The 23,195-nt window shown below is 36.7% G+C and carries 25 protein-coding genes and 2 pseudogenes; 9 read left to right on the top strand and 18 right to left on the bottom strand.

The window, feature by feature from the left end; translation table 11 throughout:
• Positions 1 to 106 precede the first annotated feature (106 nt).
• The 4 genes from qoxA to qoxD are packed head-to-tail and all read left to right on the top strand — an operon-like array spanning position 107 to position 3,874.
• Positions 107 to 985: a cytochrome aa3 quinol oxidase subunit II gene (gene qoxA, locus ACAN53_RS16435; protein ID WP_379971241.1), complete on the top strand. Its 879-nt coding sequence runs from the start codon at positions 107 to 109 to the stop codon at positions 983 to 985.
• A gap of 27 nt (positions 986 to 1,012) precedes the next feature.
• A complete protein-coding gene (qoxB, locus tag ACAN53_RS16430; protein ID WP_379971240.1) occupies positions 1,013 to 2,944 on the top strand; it encodes a cytochrome aa3 quinol oxidase subunit I in 1,932 nt (643 codons plus the stop codon).
• A gap of 13 nt (positions 2,945 to 2,957) precedes the next feature.
• Positions 2,958 to 3,569 carry a cytochrome aa3 quinol oxidase subunit III gene (gene qoxC, locus ACAN53_RS16425; RefSeq protein WP_379971239.1) on the top strand — a complete coding sequence of 204 codons (612 nt, stop codon included), beginning with the start codon at positions 2,958 to 2,960 and terminating at the stop codon, positions 3,567 to 3,569.
• Between the two features lie 2 nt (positions 3,570 to 3,571).
• Positions 3,572 to 3,874 carry a cytochrome aa3 quinol oxidase subunit IV gene (qoxD, locus tag ACAN53_RS16420; protein ID WP_379971238.1) on the top strand — a complete coding sequence of 101 codons (303 nt, stop codon included), beginning with the start codon at positions 3,572 to 3,574 and terminating at the stop codon, positions 3,872 to 3,874.
• A 62-nt stretch (positions 3,875 to 3,936) separates the two neighbouring features.
• Here qoxD and ACAN53_RS16415 read toward each other — a convergent pair.
• The 3 genes and pseudogenes from ACAN53_RS16415 to ACAN53_RS16405 all read right to left on the bottom strand — a co-directional run.
• Positions 3,937 to 4,477, bottom strand: a pseudogene (locus ACAN53_RS16415) (NCS2 family permease); the annotation flags it as partial.
• A 51-nt stretch (positions 4,478 to 4,528) separates the two neighbouring features.
• Positions 4,529 to 5,626, bottom strand: coding sequence for a PcsB-like coiled-coil domain-containing protein (locus tag ACAN53_RS16410; protein WP_379971237.1), 1,098 nt, complete (start codon positions 5,624 to 5,626; stop codon positions 4,529 to 4,531).
• 133 nt (positions 5,627 to 5,759) lie between these two features.
• Positions 5,760 to 6,737, bottom strand: a complete 978-nt coding sequence (locus tag ACAN53_RS16405; RefSeq protein ID WP_379971236.1) for a LacI family DNA-binding transcriptional regulator — start codon at positions 6,735 to 6,737, stop codon at positions 5,760 to 5,762.
• Between the two features lie 156 nt (positions 6,738 to 6,893).
• On the opposite strand from ACAN53_RS16405, the gene ACAN53_RS16400 reads away from it, so the two are divergent.
• Positions 6,894 to 7,199, top strand: a complete 306-nt coding sequence (locus tag ACAN53_RS16400; RefSeq protein WP_379971235.1) for a DUF5658 family protein — start codon at positions 6,894 to 6,896, stop codon at positions 7,197 to 7,199.
• 43 nt (positions 7,200 to 7,242) lie between these two features.
• On the opposite strand, the gene ACAN53_RS16395 is transcribed toward ACAN53_RS16400, so the two are convergent.
• The 3 genes from ACAN53_RS16395 to ACAN53_RS16385 form a co-directional block, all read right to left on the bottom strand.
• Positions 7,243 to 8,187 carry a CobW family GTP-binding protein gene (locus ACAN53_RS16395; RefSeq protein WP_379971234.1) on the bottom strand — a complete coding sequence of 315 codons (945 nt, stop codon included), beginning with the start codon at positions 8,185 to 8,187 and terminating at the stop codon, positions 7,243 to 7,245.
• A gap of 126 nt (positions 8,188 to 8,313) precedes the next feature.
• The gene (locus ACAN53_RS16390; RefSeq protein ID WP_379971233.1) at positions 8,314 to 8,757 is read right to left on the bottom strand and encodes a hypothetical protein; all 444 of its coding nucleotides are present in this window, start codon (positions 8,755 to 8,757) and stop codon (positions 8,314 to 8,316) included.
• A gap of 158 nt (positions 8,758 to 8,915) precedes the next feature.
• Entirely contained in the window at positions 8,916 to 9,191 is a 276-nt protein-coding gene (locus tag ACAN53_RS16385) for a hypothetical protein (protein ID WP_379971232.1), read from the bottom strand.
• A gap of 176 nt (positions 9,192 to 9,367) precedes the next feature.
• Between ACAN53_RS16385 and ACAN53_RS16380 the strand changes: the two genes are divergently transcribed.
• Positions 9,368 to 10,258: an ATP-binding protein gene (locus tag ACAN53_RS16380; protein ID WP_379971231.1), complete on the top strand. Its 891-nt coding sequence runs from the start codon at positions 9,368 to 9,370 to the stop codon at positions 10,256 to 10,258.
• 2 nt (positions 10,259 to 10,260) lie between these two features.
• On the top strand, positions 10,261 to 12,135 hold the full coding sequence (locus tag ACAN53_RS16375) for a vWA domain-containing protein (protein ID WP_379971230.1): 1,875 nt from the start codon (positions 10,261 to 10,263) through the stop codon (positions 12,133 to 12,135).
• 67 nt (positions 12,136 to 12,202) lie between these two features.
• On the opposite strand, the gene ACAN53_RS16370 is transcribed toward ACAN53_RS16375, so the two are convergent.
• From ACAN53_RS16370 to gloA2, 10 genes are all read right to left on the bottom strand, one after another.
• Entirely contained in the window at positions 12,203 to 12,484 is a 282-nt protein-coding gene (locus ACAN53_RS16370; RefSeq protein WP_379971229.1) for a hypothetical protein, read from the bottom strand.
• A gap of 113 nt (positions 12,485 to 12,597) precedes the next feature.
• Positions 12,598 to 12,777, bottom strand: a complete 180-nt coding sequence (locus tag ACAN53_RS16365) for an H-type small acid-soluble spore protein (protein ID WP_379971228.1) — start codon at positions 12,775 to 12,777, stop codon at positions 12,598 to 12,600.
• Between the two features lie 144 nt (positions 12,778 to 12,921).
• The gene (locus ACAN53_RS16360; RefSeq protein ID WP_379971227.1) at positions 12,922 to 13,218 is read right to left on the bottom strand and encodes a rhodanese-like domain-containing protein; all 297 of its coding nucleotides are present in this window, start codon (positions 13,216 to 13,218) and stop codon (positions 12,922 to 12,924) included.
• 23 nt (positions 13,219 to 13,241) lie between these two features.
• The gene (locus tag ACAN53_RS16355; RefSeq protein WP_379971226.1) at positions 13,242 to 13,505 is read right to left on the bottom strand and encodes a metal-sensitive transcriptional regulator; all 264 of its coding nucleotides are present in this window, start codon (positions 13,503 to 13,505) and stop codon (positions 13,242 to 13,244) included.
• A gap of 102 nt (positions 13,506 to 13,607) precedes the next feature.
• Positions 13,608 to 13,895, bottom strand: a complete 288-nt coding sequence (locus tag ACAN53_RS16350) for an ArsR/SmtB family transcription factor (RefSeq protein ID WP_379971225.1) — start codon at positions 13,893 to 13,895, stop codon at positions 13,608 to 13,610.
• Between the two features lie 99 nt (positions 13,896 to 13,994).
• Positions 13,995 to 14,309, bottom strand: a complete 315-nt coding sequence (gene trxA, locus ACAN53_RS16345; protein ID WP_379971224.1) for a thioredoxin — start codon at positions 14,307 to 14,309, stop codon at positions 13,995 to 13,997.
• A 139-nt stretch (positions 14,310 to 14,448) separates the two neighbouring features.
• Complete coding sequence (locus tag ACAN53_RS16340; RefSeq protein ID WP_379971223.1) at positions 14,449 to 16,089, bottom strand: CoA-disulfide reductase; 1,641 nt, start codon at positions 16,087 to 16,089, stop codon at positions 14,449 to 14,451.
• Positions 16,090 to 16,264: 175 nt separating this feature from the next.
• Complete coding sequence (locus tag ACAN53_RS16335) at positions 16,265 to 17,398, bottom strand: acyl-CoA dehydrogenase family protein (RefSeq protein WP_379971222.1); 1,134 nt, start codon at positions 17,396 to 17,398, stop codon at positions 16,265 to 16,267.
• Positions 17,399 to 17,512: 114 nt separating this feature from the next.
• A complete protein-coding gene (locus ACAN53_RS16330) occupies positions 17,513 to 18,838 on the bottom strand; it encodes a hemolysin family protein (protein WP_379971221.1) in 1,326 nt (441 codons plus the stop codon).
• A 120-nt stretch (positions 18,839 to 18,958) separates the two neighbouring features.
• Complete coding sequence (gene gloA2, locus ACAN53_RS16325; RefSeq protein ID WP_379971220.1) at positions 18,959 to 19,345, bottom strand: SMU1112c/YaeR family gloxylase I-like metalloprotein; 387 nt, start codon at positions 19,343 to 19,345, stop codon at positions 18,959 to 18,961.
• 235 nt (positions 19,346 to 19,580) lie between these two features.
• On the opposite strand from gloA2, the pseudogene ACAN53_RS16320 reads away from it, so the two are divergent.
• Positions 19,581 to 20,667: pseudogene (locus tag ACAN53_RS16320) on the top strand (LCP family protein).
• Positions 20,668 to 20,953: 286 nt separating this feature from the next.
• Entirely contained in the window at positions 20,954 to 22,207 is a 1,254-nt protein-coding gene (locus tag ACAN53_RS16315; protein ID WP_379971218.1) for a VanW family protein, read from the top strand.
• A gap of 4 nt (positions 22,208 to 22,211) precedes the next feature.
• Here ACAN53_RS16315 and ACAN53_RS16310 read toward each other — a convergent pair whose 3' ends face one another.
• Positions 22,212 to 22,484 (bottom strand): hypothetical protein, encoded by a 273-nt coding sequence (locus ACAN53_RS16310; RefSeq protein ID WP_379971217.1) that lies wholly within the window; start codon positions 22,482 to 22,484, stop codon positions 22,212 to 22,214.
• Between the two features lie 15 nt (positions 22,485 to 22,499).
• Entirely contained in the window at positions 22,500 to 22,994 is a 495-nt protein-coding gene (locus ACAN53_RS16305; RefSeq protein ID WP_379971216.1) for an RNase A-like domain-containing lipoprotein, read from the bottom strand.
• Positions 22,995 to 23,195: the final 201 nt, after the last annotated feature.

Genomic DNA, 23,195 nt, shown 5'->3' with positions numbered 1-23,195 from the left:
GTCTAATTTTCAACAATATACGTCAATCTATTGCTAATTTTATTAGCAAAAGACTATATTATTTAATTAGGTAAGTGTAATTCAAAAGAGAAAGGAGTTTTATAACGTGCAACCAAAGAAACCATTTTGGAAGCTTGCTTCACTTCTTCCACTATCACTCATTTTGTCGTTCCTTGGGGGATGCCAAAATATCTCGGTGCTGAATCCACAAGGTCCTGTTGCAAGAAGCGAATACAACTTGATTATGTGGTCAATTGCATTAATGCTTGTCATTATCGTAGTTGTTTTCACTTTGTTTACGATTGTAGTAATCAAGTATCGTGAACGCCCAGATAACATGGATTATGAACCACCGGAACAAGAAGGAAATAAAGTACTTGAATTCATTTGGACTCTAGTTCCTATCATCATTGTTATCGCACTAGCTATCCCTACTGTAAAAACAACATTTGCGTTAGAAAAACCACCTGTAAATACGGACAGTAATGTAAAACCTGTCGAAATTTACGTAACATCAGCCAACTGGAAATGGATTTTTAGTTATCCTGAAGAAAATATTGAAACCGTTAACTATGTAAACATTCCAGCGGGTGTACCTATTAAATTCAAACTTACTTCTGTAGGACCAATGAATGCCTTCTGGATTCCAGACCTTGGTGGTATGAAGTACACAATGAATGGTATGGTCATGGACTTATACTTACAAGCTGATAATCCTGGCGAATATTTAGGACGTAGCTCTAACTTTTCTGGTAAAGACTTCACATCAATGGAGTTCCAAGTTGTTTCTCAATCAAAAGATGACTATCAAAAATGGGTAAAAGATGTACAACAAACTGCTCCTAAGCTTTCAGAAGACAAATATAATAGCATCATTGAACCTGGCGTAGTAGGTCGTATGTCTTATTCTAGTAATCACTTAAAATATGTTGATCCGAAATCACTTGAATATTGCGATTACAACTACTACAAAAATAAAAAATAGAGCATACTACAGATTGGAGTGAAGATAGTGAAGCTTGATCAATTTTTTGTCACAGGTGACCCGATTATTTACGGCGCCGACGCTTCTATCGCTCTCGTAACACTAGGTATCCTTTTCGTACTGACGAAGTACAAAAAATGGAAGTGGCTATGGGACGAATGGTTAACGTCTGTCGACCATAAAAAAATCGGAATAATGTATATTATTTCAGCTGTACTTATGCTATTCCGTGGTGGTATGGATGGAATGATGATGCGTATTCAATTAACATTCCCAGATACACCATATTTAAATGCAGAACACTATAACGGTATATTTACAACACATGGTACAGTTATGATTATTTTCATGGCGATGCCTTTCGTTTTTGGATTAATGAACATTGCCGTTCCGCTTCAAATTGGAGCGCGTGACGTTGCGTTTCCTTTCTTAAATGCACTTAGCTTCTGGTTATTCTTTGTCGGAGCAATGCTATTTAATATCGCATTCGTAATTGGTGGTTCTCCTGATGCTGGTTGGACTTCTTATATGCCTTTAGCTGGTACAGAATTCAGCCCTGGTGTTGGAAATAACTACTATGCGATTGCTATACAACTTTCCGGTATTGGTACGTTAATGACAGGGGTTAACTTCCTTGTTACGATTTTAAAAATGAGAACACCAGGCATGAAGCTTATGCAGATGCCGATGTTTACATGGTCTATTTTAATAACAGCTGTCATTATCCTGTTTGCGTTCCCAGTATTAGCTGTAGCTCTTGCTCTTATGAGTATTGACCGTACTTTCGGAACAGCCTTCTTTACGATGGCAAACGATGGTATGCCAATGCTTTGGGCAAACTTATTCTGGGTATGGGGACATCCTGAAGTATATATCGTAATTCTTCCTGCTTTCGGTATATTCTCAGAAATATTTAGTACATTTGCTCGTAAACGTCTATTTGGTTATAAAGCAATGATTTATTCAATGGTTGCTATTTCTGTATTAAGTGGGATTGTATGGCTCCATCACTTCTTTACAATGGGTGCTGGTCCTGCTGCTAACTCGTTCTTCTCAATCTCAACGATGGCAATTGCCATTCCAACAGGGGTTAAAATATTTAACTGGTTACTCACCCTTTACAAAGGAAGAATTCGCTTTACAACTCCGATGCTTTGGGCATTAGGATTTATTCCTAACTTCGTTATTGGTGGGGTCACAGGGGTTATGCTTGCAATGGCAGCAGCTGACTATCAATACCATAACAGCTACTTCCTTGTTGCGCATTTTCACTATGTATTAATCGCCGGTACAGTATTTGCGATGTTTGCTGGTTTAATTTATTGGTACCCAAAAATGTTCGGTCATATGCTTAATGAACGTCTTGGTAAATGGACATTCTGGTTATGGATGATTGGATTTAATATCTGTTTCTTCCCAATGTATTTCTTAGGTCTAGACGGAATGACTCGTCGTATGTACACATACTCATCTAGCCTTGGCTGGACTGGATTAAACCAAATTGCTACTGTCGGAGCATTTATGATGGCAGCTGGATTTGCCATCTTAGGTTACAACATCGTTTGGAGTGCACTAAAAGGTGAACGTGATGTAACTGGTGATCCATGGGGTGGTAGAACACTTGAATGGGCTACACAATCTCCTGTTCAACATTATAACTTTGCTGCACTACCTGAAATTAAAGAGCTTGATGCATTTTGGTACATGAAGAAAAGAGGAGAATCTCACATTGATGTAGAGAATCTTAAGCCTATTCATATGCCAAGTAACACTGGTCTACCAATTATAATGGCTGTCTTCTTCGGCATCGCTGGATTCGCCATGGTTTTCAAATGGATACCTCTTGCAATTGTTGGGCTTATCGCCATATTCATTTGCATGTACATTCGTTCTTTTGACTATGATCATGGTTACCACGTAAGCTTAGAAGAAATTAAAAAGACAGAAAATATACTATGAGAGGTGGAGCATAATGGCAGCAATTAGTGAAGAATATAAAAATGCCCCTCTAGAGTATCAAGATGCCCAAGGTCGCTTGAACATTCTAGGGTTCTGGATCTTCCTAGGAGCGGAAATCGTGCTGTTTGCGACACTTTTCGCTTCTTACCTGGTACTGGCTGGTCGTGTTGGTAACGGTCCTTCGCCAATGAAACTTTTTGAATTGCAACCTGTTGTTATCGAAACTCTCCTTCTTTTAACGAGTAGTTTCACTTGTGGTATCGCCGTACATGAAATGCGTAAAGGTAGCTTGAAAGGTTTATTAACTTGGTTAGTCTTTACTTTACTTCTTGGTGGCGGGTTCTTGTACATGGAAATTAATGAATTTGTTCACTATGTACATTTAGGAGCAACCATGCAAACGAGTGGTTTCCTATCTGGATTCTTCGTTCTTCTCGGAACACATGGTGCCCACGTAACGTTAGGTACATTCTGGGCTATCGGAGTTATTATTCAACTTGTACAAAGAGGTTTAACTCCTATTACAGCAAGAAAAGTGTTCATTATCAGCTTATACTGGCACTTTCTTGACGTCGTTTGGATCTTCATCTACACATTAGTTTACTTGAATGGGATGGTGGCGTAACGATGGAACAACATAATACGCATAATAGCTTTCCTTGGCAACACGTTTTTGGTTTTATTCTTTCCCTTGTATTAACATTTGGAGCTATGTACGTGGCGTTATATACGTCTCTTCCATTAGCTACAATATTAACTGTAATTATCACATTAGCAGTAGTTCAAGCGTTAATACAGTTAGTGATGTTCATGCACATATCTGAAGGAGAAGGCATTGCACAAAAAATTGCAATTGGCTTCGGTTTCTTCATTGCTGTTGCAACTGTTGTAGGTACCGTTTGGATCTTCTTCTCAATGGGTGGACATTAAATCATTAGTCGAATAAAAAAAGAGACCATATGGTCTCTTTTTTTTATTCGACTATATCTAACTTATAAAAGCAAATAACATCCAAACAAGATTACAAATACATACAGCAGCAAAGGAGCCTCTTTTGCTTTGCCACGAGCGACTTTTAAGATGGATAAAGAAAGTTCTATTACAATTCCATTTGCAATACTAGAGGTTAATGGGATGCAGATGACCGTAAGAAAAGCTGGAAGTACCTCTTCGAATTCATTCCAATCAATATCCAGTATATTTTTCACCGTTAAACTTCCTACAATAATTTGAGAAGGTGCTGTTATCGCAGCTACGCTAGATAAGGAAGCAATAACTGGACTGAAAAAGGCGGTAATTATCGTAAGCAATACAACTACTCCCTGTTAGATCGTTTTTTCCCCTGCTACAATTCCTGAAGAGGATTCAATAGTAGCCTCTATTGGACTTGTTCCAAATATAGCACTTGTCGGCAACAAACGCCTTACCAAATCTCTTCTCCGTATAAGTTGTTTGCAATCAAGCTTGTTCCACAAGACCAAGCAAGGCTCCTGTTATATCCAATAACAATACGAATGGAAAATTAATTATCAAAATAAAAACAGTCTAATGCATATGCATCAGACTGTTTTTACACCTATTTATTTAATCTAGAACAATTACCTTTACGTATCGAACGCCCCAACTCATCGCATCTGCTTGAGTAGGAACCAAAACGTCAATCCAGTTGTTTTTAATATTTCCACCTGTATCTCCAGCAATAGCATTTCCATAGCCCTCGACCCAAACGTGCTTACCTAGTGGAATAATACTTGGATCAACCGCAATTAACTTCGGATTCGATTGAAGGTTGATTCCTAAAGTGGAGACTCCTTCACCAAGCTTCAAGCTTTGTTCTACACTATAAGCAGTCGCTTTTACATAAAGCTCACGACCACCTGAAGGGGCAGAGCTAGGAGTTTGGTTAGTAGAAGTTTTAATCGCATTTACTGCCGACTGATTCGAATCTATCGTATTTTTAATACTGTTTAAGCTATTCTCAATATTTTGCTTGTCCTGTACAGCAAGTGTTAGCTGATTCGAAATATCAGAATACTGCTTCTGTACATCTTGAAGTGCCTGCTGTTTCTTTTGCATATCAGACTCTAGTTCTGCCTGACTTTTTGCAAGCTTCGTACGGTCAACCTCCAACGCTGCTTCTTTTTGCTTAATATCTTGCTTGTCTTTCTCAATTTTTTCGAGATCAGACTGTTGAAGACTTAATATTTGTTTATCCGCATCTAATATTGTAGCAACCGCACCCATCTTCTCAATTAAATCTCCAAGATTACTTGAGTTTACTAAAATATCAATTATTATGTTGGTACTTTCATTATTTTGCACAGAAACCATCCGCTTTTTCATTACATCTTTACGAGCAACTACTTTATCTTCCAAACGAACAATTTCTTCCTTCTTCTGCTCAATCAACGCATTTGTTTGATCGATATCCTTCTGTGTTTTTTCTAGCTCACCCTTTGTTTTTGCTATTGAACTGTTTACATTGGCTAAATCTGATTGAATCGATTGAATTTGCTTCTGTAAATTACTTTTTTGTTGTTCTTTGGCCTGTATGTTAGCATCACTTTGCTGTAATTGCTGTTGTGTACTAGATTGATTCGTTTCGGCATGAGTGCTCACTGTACCAACAAAAAATAAAAGAAAAACAGATACAGAGTTTACCGCTATTTTCATAAATTTCATGTCTCGACTCCTCTCTTATATAGTTATAACATATTTTGAGTGGAGTTATTTTACAGTCTCTTTAAATCCTATTTACAGATTCTAATATAACGAAACATATTGTAATGATTCGTATTATATTTGTAATATTTCACTAGGTTGTGTTACGTTTTATTAATCGTAAAGCCAATTCAATGTTGTTTTTCTGTAAACAATTCCCATTTATTTGATTAAAAAGCAATTGAAATGCGCTCTCCCCTAATGCTAAGCTAGGATGTTCTATCGTTGTAATACCCATAATTTCTGAAATAGGGTGATTATCAAAGCCAATAACAGCCAAGTCCTCTGGAATACCAATCCCATTCTTTCTTGCTTCTATTACAATACCTGCTGCCACTTGATCAGAGGAAACAAGTAATGCTGTCGGTCTATCCTTTAGCAACATCCATTCTCTAACTACCCTTACCCCATCTTGAATCTCTAGACACCCATCAAAAATCCATTCTTCATGAATTCGTTCATTTATTTTAGTAAGAGCATCATCATACGCCCGTTTTCTTTGTTTGCTATTAAAACTCGTTTGTCTTGCTATGCAATATCCAATATGACAATGCCCTCGCTCTATTAGATGCTCCATGCCAAGAGTAAACCCTAAATACTGATTAATATGTACACATGGTATAGAATCATTTGTAGTATCCTCACAGGCAATAATAGGGGCATATAAAGTGAAAGGTGCGATTTCTTCCCATTCCATGGTTTTGCTACAAATAATAAATCCATCTACCTGTCGCGTTTGTAGTAGCTGCAATGCTTTCATTTCTTCTCTAGCCTCATAATTCGTTTGGCATGTTACAATTCGATAATTATGTTGCAGCGCCCCATTTGCGATTCCTTGTGTAATGGCTGAGAAATAAGGATGATTTAAAAATGGTACAAGAACCCCAATTGTAAGTGTCTTTCCTTTAGAAAGATAAACAGCATTATAATTGGGTGTGTAATTTAGCTTAGCTACGACATCTAAAACTGCCTTACGTTTGGCATCGCTGACATAAGGATGTTCATTTAACACACGGGACACGGTTGTAACAGATACTCCTGCTAATATAGCGATTTCTTTAATATTTGCCATTTGTCCGCTCTCCTTTTAAAAAAGTCCCACTAATTATCCTATAAGTAAGTGACAAAAAAATACAATTAAAAGAGGATATATCTGGTTATGCTCGTAAATGATAGTAACAAAAATTATTATATTAGCTTGGATTTTATAATGAAAGGAAGGTAATTCATGCATGTTATATTTCTATATTTAGCGTGGATGAACGCCATCGATGGAATTCTAACACATGTAGGGCTTTATTTCAGTAGAATTGAAGAAGGAAATATACTAATGAAGGAATTATACAATGTAAATCCTTATCTCTTTCTTATCGGTAAATTTATCTTATCTTTTTTATTGTATCTGTTTTTTGTTACAAAATTTACGTCTTCCCATACAATTGTTAAAGCTTGTATGTATGGATCAGTTATATTATACGGATTTGTTATACTTATGCATGCTTTTTGGCTACTTCATTCTGCTTTTTTACTATAAATACCTCCTTCTTCTATGCTTTGACGAGAAGGAGGTATTACGATTATCTTTCCTTAAATTGAGCTTCAAAACTTTGTGCTGCTGTTTTTGCTGCGTTTTCTTCACCAATTAAGATGATATTTGAGGCAACTGTACCATCATCAATGTACATAGCATTGATTTTTAATTGTCCAGATGCATATTGTAGTTCATACAATTCTGGCTTTCCTTCTATTCTCACGATCCCTTTCCCTCGATACACATGCTCAGAAAGCGAATGAAACCATTCCTTCAGTTTCTTTTTATCAAGTGCCGGGATAATTTCAACACGAATGGCTTGAATTGATCCGTGATGATGATGATGCGCTGTTTCACTCGTGACAGTTGTAATCATTCTTTTTTGTAGCAAATCCTCGGCTTTTACCTCTCCATAGGATGTATGGATAACAGGAACCCCTTCCCCTATAAAGGAATGTAGCTTAGATTCAATCGTGTGTAATTTTTTTTCTGAGATTGTATCGACCTTATTTAATATTACATAGGATGAACACTTAATTTGATCCTTAAATAATACACGCATGGATGCAGAGCTTAAAAATAAGTGAGTGTATTCCAGAAAGCGCGCGGCATCCACGATTCCAATAATTGATTGCAGTTCAAATAAATCGCGGTAATTACTATCTGTTAATACATCTACTAGTTCAATTGGATTGGCTACTCCAGTTCCTTCTATAATTAGAGCGTCTATTTCATCATAATTTGCTGCCAATTGGTCTAATACACCTCGAAAGTTACTTTGCATACTACAGCAAATACAGCCGTCCAGTAATTCATTGACGCGTTCTTCTGAAAACAAATGCTTTTCTACATTTACTTTGCCTAATTCATTTAAGATAATAGCAGGCTTTTCATTTCTTTTTCGGAAATACTCAAGCATATGTAGCAATACTGTTGTTTTACCGCTTCCCAAAAATCCACTTAGTATATAAACAGGAACTTGTTTCGTCAAAAGTCTCTCCCCCTCCTTGCAGCACTCACATAGCCTCAAATATTCACTTTTAGCATATCACAAACTAGAAATACAGTGAATTTTCATATATTTTTGAAAAGAGCCCTGCGAGCCAGACTCTTTTCATTAGATCATAGCTTTACTATTTGCAATATATACAGTTGGTAGTTTTTGTTGTAGTGCTTCAAAAAATTCTTTATCCTCTTTTACACTTGTTATCGTTACCACTTCCTGTGGATATAACCAAAGCTGCATGCGAATCACGGATGTACAAAAGGCAGGTGTAGAATCTTTCAGAACGCGTACTTCTCTAATCCGATCAAGTGTAACTCTCGTTTCAAATAAGCCAAAGTGATGAATAACATACTCATCTGTAAGCTCAATGTATGAATGAAACAACGCCCATGTAAGAAAACCACCAGCCAATAAACTACCAAGACCAAGTAACATTGCTATAAACGACATAAGCCCACTTGCCTTTATGCCGGCTATCCATAAAAGAATTGCTACCGGAAAAAGACTGATTGAGATCGCCACAAATACTACATCTTTGTTAATTGAAAATTTCATACGTACTCCCCCCCTTTTCTATGATTCTTCTCGTATCTCATAGAAAAATCGTACGTTTACTATCCTACAAAACAATTTGCAAATTGAAAAGGAAAAATACAAAAAAACATTCTCCTTCTTGAAAAAAGAGAATGTTTTTTCATATTTCTTATAAATAATTAATACTGTCCTGTAGGGTAATATGGATAACCGGTTCCATAAGGATATGTTGTAGGATATGTTTGATACGGAGAAGGATATGGTACAGGGTATGGAGTTGGGTACGGCGCTGGATACCCACCATATCCAGGTGACAATAAAGCACCTGCTGCCAAACCTCCTAATAGTCCGCCTGCAAATCCGCCCCCGTATGGATACGGATGATAGCCGCCATGGTGATGATATCCTCCTTGGAAGCTTCCTTGATGATAGCCGCCATATTGATTGTGTGGCATAAAAATTACCTCCTTTTCCTTCGTGATTGTTTCTGTTCACTATATGCAAGATAAGAGCGGAGGGATTGGGCACGTATCCGTCTAGTGAGAGAATCAGAAACTCCCTTTCTTTACACTAGAAAGAAAATCAAGGTATTATATAGGCACTATGATTAAATTGATTGGGGGGGATTACAATGATAGAATCTATTCACCTACATGAGCCATTACGTACACAGCTTTTAACAATTCATGAACAAAATAAAGCAAAAAGTGAGAATCGTAATCTTATAGGGAAGAAAATGTTTAAAGCGCAAGATCCAAGCATTATTGAAGATGCCATTACAGCATTACTTCTTGGAAAAAACATTCTACTTAAAGGACCGACAGGAAGTGGAAAAACCGTATTAGCCGAAATGCTATCCTCTTTATTTCAAAAGCCCATGCATAGCATTAACTGCTCCGTTGATTTAGATATAGAAGGAATTCTAGGTTATAACACTCTTAAAACTATAGAGGGGGCAGCAGAAGTTATTTTTGTAGATGGTCCTCTAATGAAAGCAATGAAGCACGGACATTTTTTATACATAGATGAAATCAATATGGCTAAGCCTGAAACGTTGCCATTGCTACACGGTGCATTAGATTATCGAAAACGAATCACAAATCCATTTACCCAAGAAGTTGTAAATGCAGATCAAGAATTTCGGGTCATCGCTGCCATCAATGAAGGTTATGTGGGTACAAGTGAACTGAACGAAGCATTAAAAAATCGCTTTATTATTATTGAGGTACCCTATATACAAGGAGAACTGTTAACCGAGCTACTTGCTGCAGAATCCAAACAGACCAATAGGATGATACTAGAGAAATTCACCCAATTTTCAAGTGATCTCATCCCTCTTGTCAAAGACGGACGCATTAGTGAGGAAGCTGCAAGCATCCGTTGTATGATTGATGCCTGTGATTTAAGCACCTATATTCCAGCGTTACGTGCAATTGAACGTAGCATTGTAAGCAAAATGAGCGATGAAACCGAACAAGAAACAATTCGTGAGCTTGCACGAAGCTACTTTGCAGAGGAATAATAATGAGACAAGTATTTGATGATAAAAAAATTGACGCTTCCCTCTTCTTACAATTGGAAAATCTTATGTTTGCACTTTTAAAAGAACCGAATGCTTCCTTAGAGTATGGATTTCAAGCTTACTATGATGACCGAGACCATACAGTTGTCATGAGTCACTTCTGGGATTCTCGCCATTCTACTGACCGTATACTAGGTTTAAAAAGCGAAGTATACATCAAAGCACTTGGTTACAAATACAACAGTAATATGGCAAAAATACGAGAGTTTGCAACAGAGATTCAACACTCTCCCCTACGAAGTTTTCTAACTCAATTGTTCGTTTTACTTGAGGATTTTCGTGTACAGGAGAAAGTAATCCAGAATCGTCCTGGAACAAAGATTCTGTTCAAACGAAGAACAGAAATATATCGCTCTTACTTTACATCACAATATGAAGTCAACCATATACGAAATTTTCAAGCTGATATGTTATTTTGTCTTTGTTATCTGACATTATCAAGCGATTCGTATGTTAGCTTTCCAAACCCTTACTGGGAAGCAATCCAACCTATGCTATACGAATCTTATCAATCTCAGGAAACCGAACATACAGTGCGCATTATCGAAAACATACGCTATCGACTCGAAGAAGATATGCCAAGTGACATGATTAATATCTATTTCGGTCTTGCACCTATAAAGACTCCCAACACAGACGAAAGTGAATTATCTCATAACAAATTAGAAAACTGTGACGTACAGCAAATTGAGGATGAAGATAATAAAGACACTATAGACGAATCCTTATCGACTTGGCATCGTGAGAATAAAAACAATGAACATGAGAATTTTATGCGTTTTGAATTAGAACGTGGGACTAAAACAAATATAACAGGAAACACTGCTCGTGAATCTGAAGATCAGGACCAAGCACTTGGTTCTGTAAAAGGAAATTCACAAAGGAGTAGCAACACCTTAGGGCAAGAAGAGACAAAGGATGAGACTGCAAAAAGACCTACTTTGATAACTACGCAACCGTACGGCAAATTTAATATAGGTGCTGTTCATACGGTAAAACAAGTACGCCATCCTTTATTAGAGGAAAGAAAAACGTATGCAACGATCCAAATGTTTGTAAAAAAAGACGTACAAGAACTTAAAAAAACCATTGAAAAAACGATCGAAAATAAACAAAATGCAGTAGCAGACAAATTTTACGGTCGACTACGAAGAAAATTCCTTCGTATTTATACAGAAAAGCAGCCACGCCTGTTTTTCAAAAAAGGGCATGAATCCAAAGAACTCGATGTAGTATTCAGTCTACTTATCGATTGTTCTGGCAGTATGTATAATAAAATGGAAGAAACGAAGAAAAGTGTCATCCTTTTTCATGAAGCACTGCAATCATTACATATACCTCATGCGATCAACGGATTCTGGGAAGATGCATCGAATGCCAATAAAAAGGTGAAACCCAATGTAATACACGAAATCATTTCATATGAAACCTCTCTTCATGGTCACGGTTCTGAAATTATGCAACTTCATGAAGAAGAAGATAACCGAGACGGCTATATCATACGAGTTATAACAGAGCAGTTAGCAAAGCGACCAGAAAAACATAAATTTTTACTTATTTTCACTGACGGTGAACCATCAGCATTTGATTATCATCAAGACGGGATACTTGATACTCATGAAGCAGTAAAGTTAGCTCGTAAAAAGGGAATCGATGTCATTGGGATTTTCATTGAAGAAGGTGAGGTAAAGGATGAAACCCAAGAACTAATGAAAAATATATATAACCATCATTATCTCATAGCTAATCATGCAAAAGATTTGCGCATGAAAATAAAACCATTGCTTAAAAAACTTCTACTGCGGATTATTCAATAGATCAAAAAAAGAGGGAGTAAAACCAAGAATCCTCATTCTTGGCTTTCCCCCTTCCTCTCCTTTTTTTTTATCCTTCACTAGGAAAAGGAGTCATCCCGTTTGTGCTAACACTATAAACCTGTCCATTACGCACTTCGGCAATTATGTTGGCTGTATCTTCAAAAAACAATCCATTATTTAATCCTTGATCATATGTACTGTAAAAATAGCCTTTATGCACAACTTTAGGTGTGGCTACATTTCCATTCCATATGCTCGTATACTCTTCATCAGATAACAAGATAATATCATTCTCACCGCCAACTAAATAAGCTGGCCTTTTATCATATGAAAAATGATGTGTTTCCATAGCTACACCTCCCCTATTAGTATGTCCGCTATATACGTCCTTATTCATAAGAAAAACAGAAAAAGCAGATGGAATAACAAAAAGGACGAGACAAAAAAAACGTCTCGTCCTTTTTATATTTCTTGTAATTCCTGTATAGGAACTTCTACTTGTTCTTTTGGATTTTCCACATCATATATATGGGCTGTTTCCGTTTGCTCGTTACAATTTGTTATCCAAACAGATACCCCGTTGTATTCCACTTTAACAGAAGATGGTGATGAAAGAATTTGTTTCACTCTATTTACATGCAAAGTATGGTCCCTCCTTTCCTTTATCTTCTGTTAGGGTTTCCCTATTATGAACATGTATTCTTGCATTTTTCTATTTGAACACAAAAAAGTACCACAGTCTGTATACTGTGGTACTACTTTCTACTCAACTTTCACCGTCTCTCGTTACTCGACGTCTCCAGTCCAATTTAACATTCCGCCTTCAACGTTTGTAACTGAGAAACCCATTTCTTCTAAGAATGCACACGCCTGTGCACTACGTCTACCAGAACGACAGACAACAATATATTCTTTCTTCGGATCTAATTCTGTATATGTGACAGGTAGATCACCTAAACGATATTGTTTTGCAGATGGAATCATTCCTTGTGCTACTTCTTCGTCCTCTCTTACGTCGATAATATTCAAGGACTGACCTGCTTTTAATTGATTTTCTACTTCTTGTGGTAAAATGGTTTTCATGCCAATCCTCCTTCTTTTTTTAATTAGCGACTTTTCACAAGCAGTTCCACTGCTTCCTTCACTAAATTACGATTTTCATATTCGCCGTTTTCCATTTGACCTCGTAAGCATTGTTCTAAGTTTGAGCCGACAACAACACCAATTGTACGGTCAATAGCTGAACGTGCAGCACTTAATTGTGTCACTACTTGCTTACAATCCTGTTCTTCTTCTAGCATTCGAAGTATACCTCGAATTTGTCCTTCAATTCTTTTGAGACGATTTTTCATCTCTTGTGTGTATTCCATAACGAATTCTCCTTTACCAATACCTTTAGAGGTATCGTATTACAGGGTACAAAAAATGTCAAAGGAGTCAAAAGCAATGTAGACATACTCGCTCTTTTCGTATTAAGAAAATAAAGTATTCATTACATTGTTAATTTTTTCATCATGTATTTTATAATACACTTCTAGACCTTTACGTTCATATTGTACAACCTTAGTTTGCTTTAGTTTCGTTAAATGCTGCGAAACGGTAGACTGTGGAATATCTAAAATTTCTTGTAACTTAGATACGTTACACGTTCCCCTCTTCATCAACTCTTGAACGAGACGTAACCGCAAAGGATGTGCGAGAGCACGTAGCATTTGAACATCATCGTCGGAAATTTGGTAATCAAACTGATTTTGACACATGTGTTTCCCCTCAATTTCTATCTCTATTAACCCACATTTTATCTTAGTCTCTACTTAGTAAAAGTAGAAACTAAGATGAAAGAGTAGATTACTTCTATCTTATATATATTGGTTCAAAATCTCAACTAATGCTTCTTTGGGTTGGAATCCTACGATTTGACCAAGTGGATTCCCATCTTTAAATAAAATTAATGTTGGAATACTCATTACACTAAAACGTCCAGCCGTTCCTTGATTCTCATCTACATTTACTTTAACAATTTTAACTTTATCTCCCATTTCACTATCAATTTCTTCCAGTACGGGACCAACCATACGACAAGGTCCGCACCAAGGTGCCCAAAAGTCTACAAATACTAGTCCCTTTTCTATATCTTTATTAAATGTTTCATCAGTTGCATGTACAATTGCCATCTTTCTTCCTCCTACCATATGTTTTCTTTATTATTTACATCATGCTTTCATATGTGACCATTTTACTATACAGGGTATCAAAACTCAAAATAAATGGTGTTAGCTTTTGGAAATAAAACTGTCAAATGCTCTTCTATTTTTAGCAAAATACGTTTGAATATGTTTTATATCCTCCATCTAAATTCTTCACAGTAAATCCATATTGTTCTAATAATCGACTTGCAATGTATCCACGTAATCCAATTTGACAAGTTACATAAACCGTTTGTGTTTTATCAATTTCATCCATTCGTTCGCGAAGCTCATCAAGGGGAATATTCACAGATCCTTTAATACTTCCATTGGCAACTTCATTTGGATTGCGCACGTCAATTAGAACATTACCTTGCTTAATTAGTTCATCAATTTCATGCCATTGTACAGTTTTTACTTCTTCATTTGCAACATTCGACGCAACATATCCAGCCACATTAACCGGGTCTTTCGCAGATGCAAAAGGAGGAGCATAGGCAATTTCTAAATCTGTCAAGTCAAATACAGTAAGGTTTCCTTTGATTGCCGTAGCAATTACATCAATCCTCTTATCTGCACCATTTTTTCCAACGACTTGGGCACCGTAAATAGCCCCTGTTTCTTTATTAAATAGAAGCTTTAATGAAAGCGGTGCAGCCCCTGGATAATAGGTAGCATGATTAGCAGGGTGTACATGTACCACTTCATACGGAATTTCGAGACGTTGTAATGTTTTTTCATTATTTCCTGTTGCTGCGACAGTTATGTCAAATACTTGCACAATAGATGTGCCCATTGTACCATTATATTTCACATTTTTTCTGTTGATATAGTCAGCAACAAGTCGGCCTTGTCGGTTTGCTGGCCAAGCAAGTGGCACAAATGTTTCATGTCCATTTACATAATCACGAACTTGGATGGCATCTCCGATTGCGTATATAGATGGATCTGATGTTTGGAGTGTATCTGTAACTACGATTGCCCCGCGAAGTCCTAATTCTAACCCAGCTTCCTTCGCTAGACCATTTTCAGGTACAACGCCAATTGCAAGAATAATCATATCTGTTTCAATTTCTTTACCACTTGTAAGTTTAACAACCGTACCCTCATTTTTAAATGATTCTACCCCGTCTTCTAATACGAGCTCTACACCATTCTTTTCTAATTCTTTATGAACAATTGCAGCCATTTCGAAATCGATTGGCCCCATAACCTGCTTATTTCGTTCTACTATCGTTACGGCTACATTACGTTTTCTTAAGTTTTCAGCCATCTCTATTCCAATAAATCCTCCACCAATTACAACGGCACGCTTCGGTTTTTGTTCATCCACGTATTCCTTTATGCGATCCGTATCAGGAATGTTACGTAATGTAAACAATGCCTTTGCTTCTTGTAAGCCAGGAATAGGTGGTACAATAGGTTTTGATCCTGGTGAAAGAATGAGAGTATCGTATTCCTCTTCATAACTTTCTCCATTTTCTTTATTTATAACGGAGACTGTTTTTCGATCGCGATGAATGGCAGTCACTTCACTATTTACACGAATATCTAATTTATAGCGTGTGGATAGTCCCTCTACGGTTTGTACAAGAAGCTTCTTTCGTTCCTGAATTACTTCTCCGATATAATAGGGTAATCCACAATTAGCAAATGATATATATTCTCCCCGTTCAAACAAGACAATTTCATCTTCCTCATTTAGACGACGAAGACGTGTAGCTGCAGTTGCACCACCAGCAACGCCCCCAACAATTATAATTTTCATAGTAAAGCCCCCTTTTTACACATATACTCATCTTTCACAAGCTCATCATATACCCTTATGGGTATAATGTAAAGCTGATCTTATTACAACTTTATGAATAAAGAAAACGGAGTATAATTTGCAAACGAAATAAATAAAAAAGCTTAGAGTAGACATAAAATTCTACTCTAAGCTCTTATTCCTCTGTTGCTAATTTTGCCAACAAAGATATGGTAATATCATCCATTGGTGGATTGTGTAGACCTGCTCTTACATTCAAGTAATAACGATGTAATGGATTTTTAGCTGATAAGCTTCTAGCCCCCACTATTCGCATTGCTTTATCAACTACTACAATGGCTGCATTCGTTGCAACATATTTAACCGCAGCTAGCTCTCCCTTTATCTCTTGACGATAGCCGCGATCATATTGCTGTGCCACACTATACATGAAATGACGAGCTTGCATGAGTTCTACTTCCATTTCTCCTATCAATCTTGTAACGTTAGGAAGAGTTGCAATCGGCTCTGGTATACTATTATTTTGATGGGTTTTGGCAAATGTAACAGCATAATCAAAAGCTGCTTTTGCAATACCTAAGTAGCAGGCAGGTATATGAAGAAGGGAACCATTTACCTTGCTCTTTCCTTTTATTTCAACTAAATAAGCAAGAGGTACTTTTACCTCATCAAGTACAATATCGTGACTTGCTGTGCCTCTCATCGCTACACTATCCCATGTTTCTTCAATAGAAAATCCGCTAGTCCCACGTGGAATTAAAAAGCCACCAACTTCATCAGTATCTGCAATCGTTGCCGTAACAATGAAATAATCAAGTACTGGTGACATAGATGTAAATGTCTTACGCCCGTTAATGATCCATGCATCATCTTGTTTATAAGCAGTGGTTGTTGGTTTTCCTCCGCGTGCAGGACTTCCTGTAGCTCGCTCAGAAGCAGCACGGTTAAGGAGAGCTCCCTTGTTAATGTTCTCACACATCCATGAGAAGATTTTCTTATCCCAAGCACGAGTTTCTGCTAGTTCTAGTACAATTGCCATATGCCATCCTATTGACAAGGCCGTTGCACCATCACCCTCCGCTATTTTCTCTTGAAATAGCAGAAAATCATAAAGGGAAATACCTCCGCCTCCAAATTCTGTAGGCACAGTTTGCATAGTATAGCCGATATGTTTTAGGTCTTCTATGTTCTGAAATGGAAATGAACCTAACTCATCAAGGGTATACTCACGTTCTGCAAATTTCGGCAGCAGCTGCTCAATTTGTTGAATGATACGATGCTGGGTTTCTGTTGTAACAAATAAATCCAAATTCCCCACCTTCTCTTTTCATGTATTATCCCATATTGCAAGAAAATCCTTCCTTTTTTTCAATGAAAAGGATCTTATTCATCCAAATAACGAAAAGCAGGCATTAACCTGCTTTTATAAGGATGGTACCTCTACTTGAACTTCTTTATGGAGACGCTTCGCTTCTACACGCTTAATTTGATGTGAATCTAATTCTGTTACTTTTAATATCCAATCATCTATACGAAATGTTTGCCCCAGTGCAATAGTGGAATCTTGGGTTAAAATCCAACCACCTATTGTATCCACATCTTCTTCTTCTATATTTACACCTAGAAGATCATTTACTTCGCTTACGAGTACTTTTCCATCTAATATCTTGTAATCGTCATTCACATCCTGAATAGGTGGTTTTTCATCGCCATCGTATTCATCGCGAATTTCTCCGACTATTTCTTCTAGAATATCTTCTAGCGTAACAATCCCAGCTGTTCCACCATATTCATCGTATAAAACTGCTAATGGAATTCGTTTCTTCTGCATTTGGATTAACAAATCATGGATAGGCACTGTTTCCATAACTTCTATAACTGGACGCATAATGGATTGAATCGATTCAAATGCTTGATCTTCTTCATTAATATAATGAGCGAAAAAGTCCTTTACATTAACCATACCCAGAATTTCATCTTTATCTTCTCCAAATACCGGATATCGCGTATATTTTTCATTTCGAATTGTATGAATATGCTCGTCCATTGGCTCTTCCGCATATAAACCAACAATTTCCGTACGAGGAACCATAATTTCTTTTGCAATTCTGTTATCAAATTCAAAAATATTATTTACATATTTAAACTCTGTTTGATTAATTTCGCCGCTCTCATAACTTTCTGACAAGATAAGACGCAATTCTTCTTCTGAGTGCGCAACTTCATTGTCAGAAGCAGGCTTCAATCCAAACAAACCTGCAATAAAACGAGCTGATGAATTCAACATCCATATAAATGGAAATGTGATTTTATAAAAATAAAGGAGTGGCTTTGCACAAAACAATACCACTTGTTCTGCTTTTTGGATTGCCAAGGTTTTCGGAGCCAATTCACCGACAACAACATGTAAAAATGTTATGAAGGAAAAAGCAATAACAAACGCAATTGTATTCGATATAGCAGGCGCTACATTTAATTTTTCAAGTAATGGTTCGATTAAGTGATAAACCGTAGGCTCTCCCAACCAACCTAGACCTAGGGAAGTAATCGTTATTCCCAGCTGCGTTGCTGATAAATATTCATCTAAATTTGAAATAATCTTTTTAGCTGCTAATGCACCTTTTTTGTTTTCTGCAACGAGTTGATCAATTCGACTCGTTCGAACCTTCACGATTGCAAACTCAGTTGCAACGAAAAATCCTGCAATTGCAATAATTAAAACAATCAATAATAAATTCCATCCGTCCAACAAAGACCCTCAGTCCGAAAACTAAGGTGTCACCTCCTGTATTTCAAAAAAATTAAGTATCTGTATTGTTCCTCATTCTGTTAAAACAAACTCCCCTAAAATCTTTCCGTTTAAGAAGCTTTATGCTTCATATAATTCCAACGGCAGTTGATCTGGATCATGAAAAAACACAAATTTTTTATGGGTAATAGAATCAATTCGAATTTCTTCCGTACTTACTCCTCTCGCATTCAGTTCATTTACTGCCTCTTCGACATCATCTACTGCAAATGCAAGATGTCGTAATCCAGCAGCTTCTGGGAAACTAGGACGCTTGGGTGGATTTGAAAACGAAAATAGTTCAATTTGGTATTCACCATTTACTGCTAAATCAAGCTTATACGACTGACGCTCTGATCGGTATATTTCCTTTATTACAGAAAACCCAAGTAGATCTACATAGAAACGCTTGGATACTGCGTAGTCAGAACAAATGATTGCTGTATGATGAATACTAAGTAGCTTCAATTCATTTTCTTCCTCTCATGAATATCTTTATTTTAACTGTTTATCCTATAAAAAAACACTGTATTCTACTCAATAAGCATTTCATTTCACAATTTTACACTATTTATTCGGCTATATTGTTGAAATCAACCTAAATTGTAAAATCTATATTATATTATACAGCCATTCCATATTTTTCTGTATCAGAATACTTATTTTGATACAGCTTGTAGCAATATAATAAAGGAGGGTAACGATAATAGCAACTATACAACAAGACAGAACTAACAAACATCGTAGAAAAAAAAGCCGTCTACTCTTGTTTATCTTCATTTCTCTACTATTTGTAGGTACTGTTAGCTACTGTTCATATGTATACATGAAAGTAAAGGCAGTTACAGATCATTCCTATAAAGACTTAGAACGGGGTTCTGTGTCAGAACAAAGAGAAAAAGCAGTAGAACCGCTATCAGATAATCTTTCACTATTAATTATGGGAGTAGACGAAAGCGAAGAACGATACAAAGAATACGGAGACGCAATTCGAACTGATGCCCTCTTACTTGCAACCATAAATAAACATGACAAGTCCGTCAAATTACTTAGTATACCTCGAGATTGCTATGTATATATTTCATCACGCCAGAAAAAGGATAAAATTGCCCATGCACATGTGTTCGGCGGGGTTGATAGCACCATTCAAACGGTAGAGCACTTTTTAAATGTTCCGGTAGATTATTATGTGAAATTCAATTTCAAGTCTTTTACGAAAATTGTTGATGCACTAGGGGGCATAGACGTACAGGTTCCTGTCAATGTAACGGAACAAAATAGTCTTGACCAAGCNTGTTGATGCACTAGGGGGCATAGACGTACAGGTTCCTGTCAATGTAACGGAACAAAATAGTCTTGACCAAGCGAATGCAATCACCCTGCAAAAGGGGCAGCATCATTTAAATGGGGAACAGGCTCTAGCCTTAGCAAGAACAAGGCATATTGACAGTGATTATATGAGGGGACGCAGACAACAAATCGTGTTCGAAGCAATTGCTAAAAAAGCACAATCGGTGGAAACACTAGGAAAACTAGGAACAATCTTGGAGGCAATCGGAAGTGATTTAAAAACAAATCTAACACTTGATGATATGATTAAAATTGCAAACAATATGGTCACATCCCCATTACATTTAGAAAAACTACAAGTCAAAGGTGAGGATCAATATATACAAGACATTTATTACTATGTTCCAAATGAAGCTGAACTCCGAAATACGACAAATATCTTACGAACACATTTAAATATAGGAGATAACTCTATTCAGAATTCCACTCCAAATGGTTAGAAAAAGCAGATTCTTAGCATGTTTCTGCTTTTTTTATTTGGGTTCACATACATAAAAAATACAATTTATTACTTATGTTTACAAAATAATCTAATTTTATAACAATTTAGATTATTATCGTTTATAATTAACATATACGGCAAATGCGTTCAAGCTAAAATATTACAATGACGTAACATTCTTAATCTTTTTGTTACACAGTTTATAAATTTAATAGTATACTAGTAAACAAAACAAAGAGCTTTTCTTCAGCAAGAAGAGTTGATACAAGTTAGGGGGGAATCAAATGGCAGTTCGTAAATACATCATAGGTTCCATAATTGCTGGAGGGATTGGCCTCGCTGCATTAGGAGGTTATGGATATAGCTATGCTTCTACTTTAAACAAAGAAATGGATACCTACGTTTTGCCGCATACAACATTTGAAGGCATATCTTTAGATGGAAAAACAAAGGATGAAGTTCGAACCATTATTAACCAAAAGGTAGAACAGTACAATCAACAAAAGATTACATACACTTTAAATGAGCAAAATAACACGTATAATTGGAAAGACTTAGGTGTCGGGTACAATGGAACAGAAATTGTCGATCAATTATTTAAAGAACAGCAAGGCTCTTTACTTGATCGCTATCAATTACGAAAAAAAGCACAAAGTGTGGGATTAAACAGACAATACCATGTGCAACCCTATTTAGATACTGCTAAATATGATGCATTTATAAAAGATAAGTATAATGATCTGTTAACTAAGCCAGAAGATGCTTCCTTGTCCGTTACCGGAACGAATATCTCCATTACTTCCAGTAAGGATGGTTCGAAGGTCGACAAAGGCCAACTGTCAACATTAACAGCAGAAGCTATTAAAAATTCATCAACGAATATTGCACTGCCCGTTGTTACTGTAAAACCAGAACATACAACGGAAGACATGCAAAATATGGGCATCCAAACTGTAATTGGTGAATTTCATACATCTACGGGTGGAAGAGACGGTAGTCAAGTGTTTAATGTGTCACGTGCAGCTAATTCATTATCTGGTGTCCTTCTTGCACCAGATGCAGAATTTAGTTTTAATGACCGTGTTGGCATTACTGATGCGGATCACGGCTATCAATCTGCACCAATCTACGTGGATGGAAAAGTGGAACAAAGTGCTGGCGGTGGTGTATGCCAAGTAAGTAGTACACTATATGGAGCAGTATTACGAGCCGATTTATCAATTGTGTCAAGAAGCAATCATTCCCTTCCTGTTCATTACGTGCCACTTGGCCAAGATGCTACGGTTGCTGATTATGGTCCAGACTTTAAATTTAAAAATAATACGGGACACTATATATACATTCAAGCTATGGTTGAAAATAATGATGCAGTTGTTCGAATTTTTGGAACTTCCACTGGAAAAAATGTTCAAGTTTCCTCTCAAGTTACAAGTGAAACGAATGATAAAATATACGTGGACACCTTTAAAACCGTTACACAAAACGGCGTAGTCATTTCCAACGGACGTATTTCAAAAAGCACATACAAAAAGGCGTGAATTCTCACGCCTTTTTGTTTTGTAATTCACTTATAAGTAATAAAATCCACTCTTTCGCCCTTTCATTTGAAAACTCTCTATTTCCGTACTTCCGAATCCACTCTACTACCATTTCCCATGCTTCTTCATTCTTAATGGATTGCAATTCTTTACCTAGCTGCCCCTTTATTTCATCACTCTCATGCTTTTTAAATTCTTGAATCACATTCCACATTTCCTCTTCATACAAGCTCAACGTGCAATACGCCTGTAAAAAATACTTAAACTGTAAATACAAAGGAATCCCACCTTATTATAAGTTTGGATATGACGTTAATAGACTATAACCACGAGAGTTTGTAGAACTTCTGGCAAGAACCGTTACAGTATCCATAACATTATCATGAACCTTCATATCTTTTCGAAGCACTGACTTCCCAGTCGAGAAAGTATGATGAGTATTTAATACTAGACGGTCTTGCTTTCCATCTTTCAGCCATTGCTGGATTTCCTTATCATGCTTTGTTAGTACCTCATTTACAGCCTTTACTGCACTAGCTTTATCATAATATGTACTAGCTGCCGATACACTTTCCTGCTGCAATCGTTGTCTTAGCTGTTCATCTGTTTTGCCAACATGACGTTCTAATGTATGTCCATTATTAGGGGGACCTTCCATCTCATCTAATATTTTATCTGTACTTTTTGGATTACTCGTAGTTGTGTGCTGCGGTTGTGAAGACTGTGAACAACCACCTAATAAAAACATTATAAGCATTGTAATCCATAGAAAACGCAGGTACTTCATTTTATCACCTCTATAATGCTAGTATACAAAAAAAGAAAGATAATGGACATAATTTCCCATACTCAAAACATTTTGAACAAAATCCTCCCACTTTTTATACTGTTTTTCAAGTTTAAACAGGAAAATGAATACCCTATCTGGAATGTATGGTTACAGATAGCACATACTTATTAGGAGAGAATACTTCTAGCGTTGTTGAAG

The sequence above is a fragment of the Ectobacillus soli genome (assembly GCF_042610425.1).
GTDB lineage: Bacteria > Bacillota > Bacilli > Bacillales > Bacillaceae_G > Ectobacillus.
The sequence above is the reverse complement of the archived record's forward strand: the minus strand, read 5'-3'. Positions and strand labels throughout refer to the sequence as shown.

Bases quoted from the DNA above. Each gene is read 5' to 3' on its own strand.
- ACAN53_RS16400 (WP_379971235.1), top strand. From the start codon at position 6,894: ATGCATGTTATATTTCTATATTTAGCGTGGATGAACGCCATCGATGGA.
- ACAN53_RS16360 (WP_379971227.1), bottom strand. From the start codon at position 13,218: ATGAAAACCATTTTACCACAAGAAGTAGAAAATCAATTAAAAGCAGGT.
- ACAN53_RS16390 (WP_379971233.1), bottom strand. From the start codon at position 8,757: ATGAAATTTTCAATTAACAAAGATGTAGTATTTGTGGCGATCTCAATC.
- trxA (WP_379971224.1), bottom strand. From the start codon at position 14,309: ATGGCAATTGTACATGCAACTGATGAAACATTTAATAAAGATATAGAA.
- ACAN53_RS16340 (WP_379971223.1), bottom strand. From the start codon at position 16,089: ATGAAAATTATAATTGTTGGGGGCGTTGCTGGTGGTGCAACTGCAGCT.
- ACAN53_RS16375 (WP_379971230.1), top strand. From the start codon at position 10,261: ATGAGACAAGTATTTGATGATAAAAAAATTGACGCTTCCCTCTTCTTA.
- ACAN53_RS16355 (WP_379971226.1), bottom strand. From the start codon at position 13,505: ATGGAATACACACAAGAGATGAAAAATCGTCTCAAAAGAATTGAAGGA.
- ACAN53_RS16385 (WP_379971232.1), bottom strand. From the start codon at position 9,191: ATGCCACACAATCAATATGGCGGCTATCATCAAGGAAGCTTCCAAGGA.
- ACAN53_RS16380 (WP_379971231.1), top strand. From the start codon at position 9,368: ATGATAGAATCTATTCACCTACATGAGCCATTACGTACACAGCTTTTA.
- ACAN53_RS16350 (WP_379971225.1), bottom strand. From the start codon at position 13,895: ATGTGTCAAAATCAGTTTGATTACCAAATTTCCGACGATGATGTTCAA.
- ACAN53_RS16315 (WP_379971218.1), top strand. From the start codon at position 20,954: ATGGCAGTTCGTAAATACATCATAGGTTCCATAATTGCTGGAGGGATT.
- ACAN53_RS16405 (WP_379971236.1), bottom strand. From the start codon at position 6,737: ATGGCAAATATTAAAGAAATCGCTATATTAGCAGGAGTATCTGTTACA.
- ACAN53_RS16370 (WP_379971229.1), bottom strand. From the start codon at position 12,484: ATGGAAACACATCATTTTTCATATGATAAAAGGCCAGCTTATTTAGTT.
- qoxC (WP_379971239.1), top strand. From the start codon at position 2,958: ATGGCAGCAATTAGTGAAGAATATAAAAATGCCCCTCTAGAGTATCAA.
- ACAN53_RS16410 (WP_379971237.1), bottom strand. From the start codon at position 5,626: ATGAAATTTATGAAAATAGCGGTAAACTCTGTATCTGTTTTTCTTTTA.
- qoxD (WP_379971238.1), top strand. From the start codon at position 3,572: ATGGAACAACATAATACGCATAATAGCTTTCCTTGGCAACACGTTTTT.
- ACAN53_RS16305 (WP_379971216.1), bottom strand. From the start codon at position 22,994: ATGAAGTACCTGCGTTTTCTATGGATTACAATGCTTATAATGTTTTTA.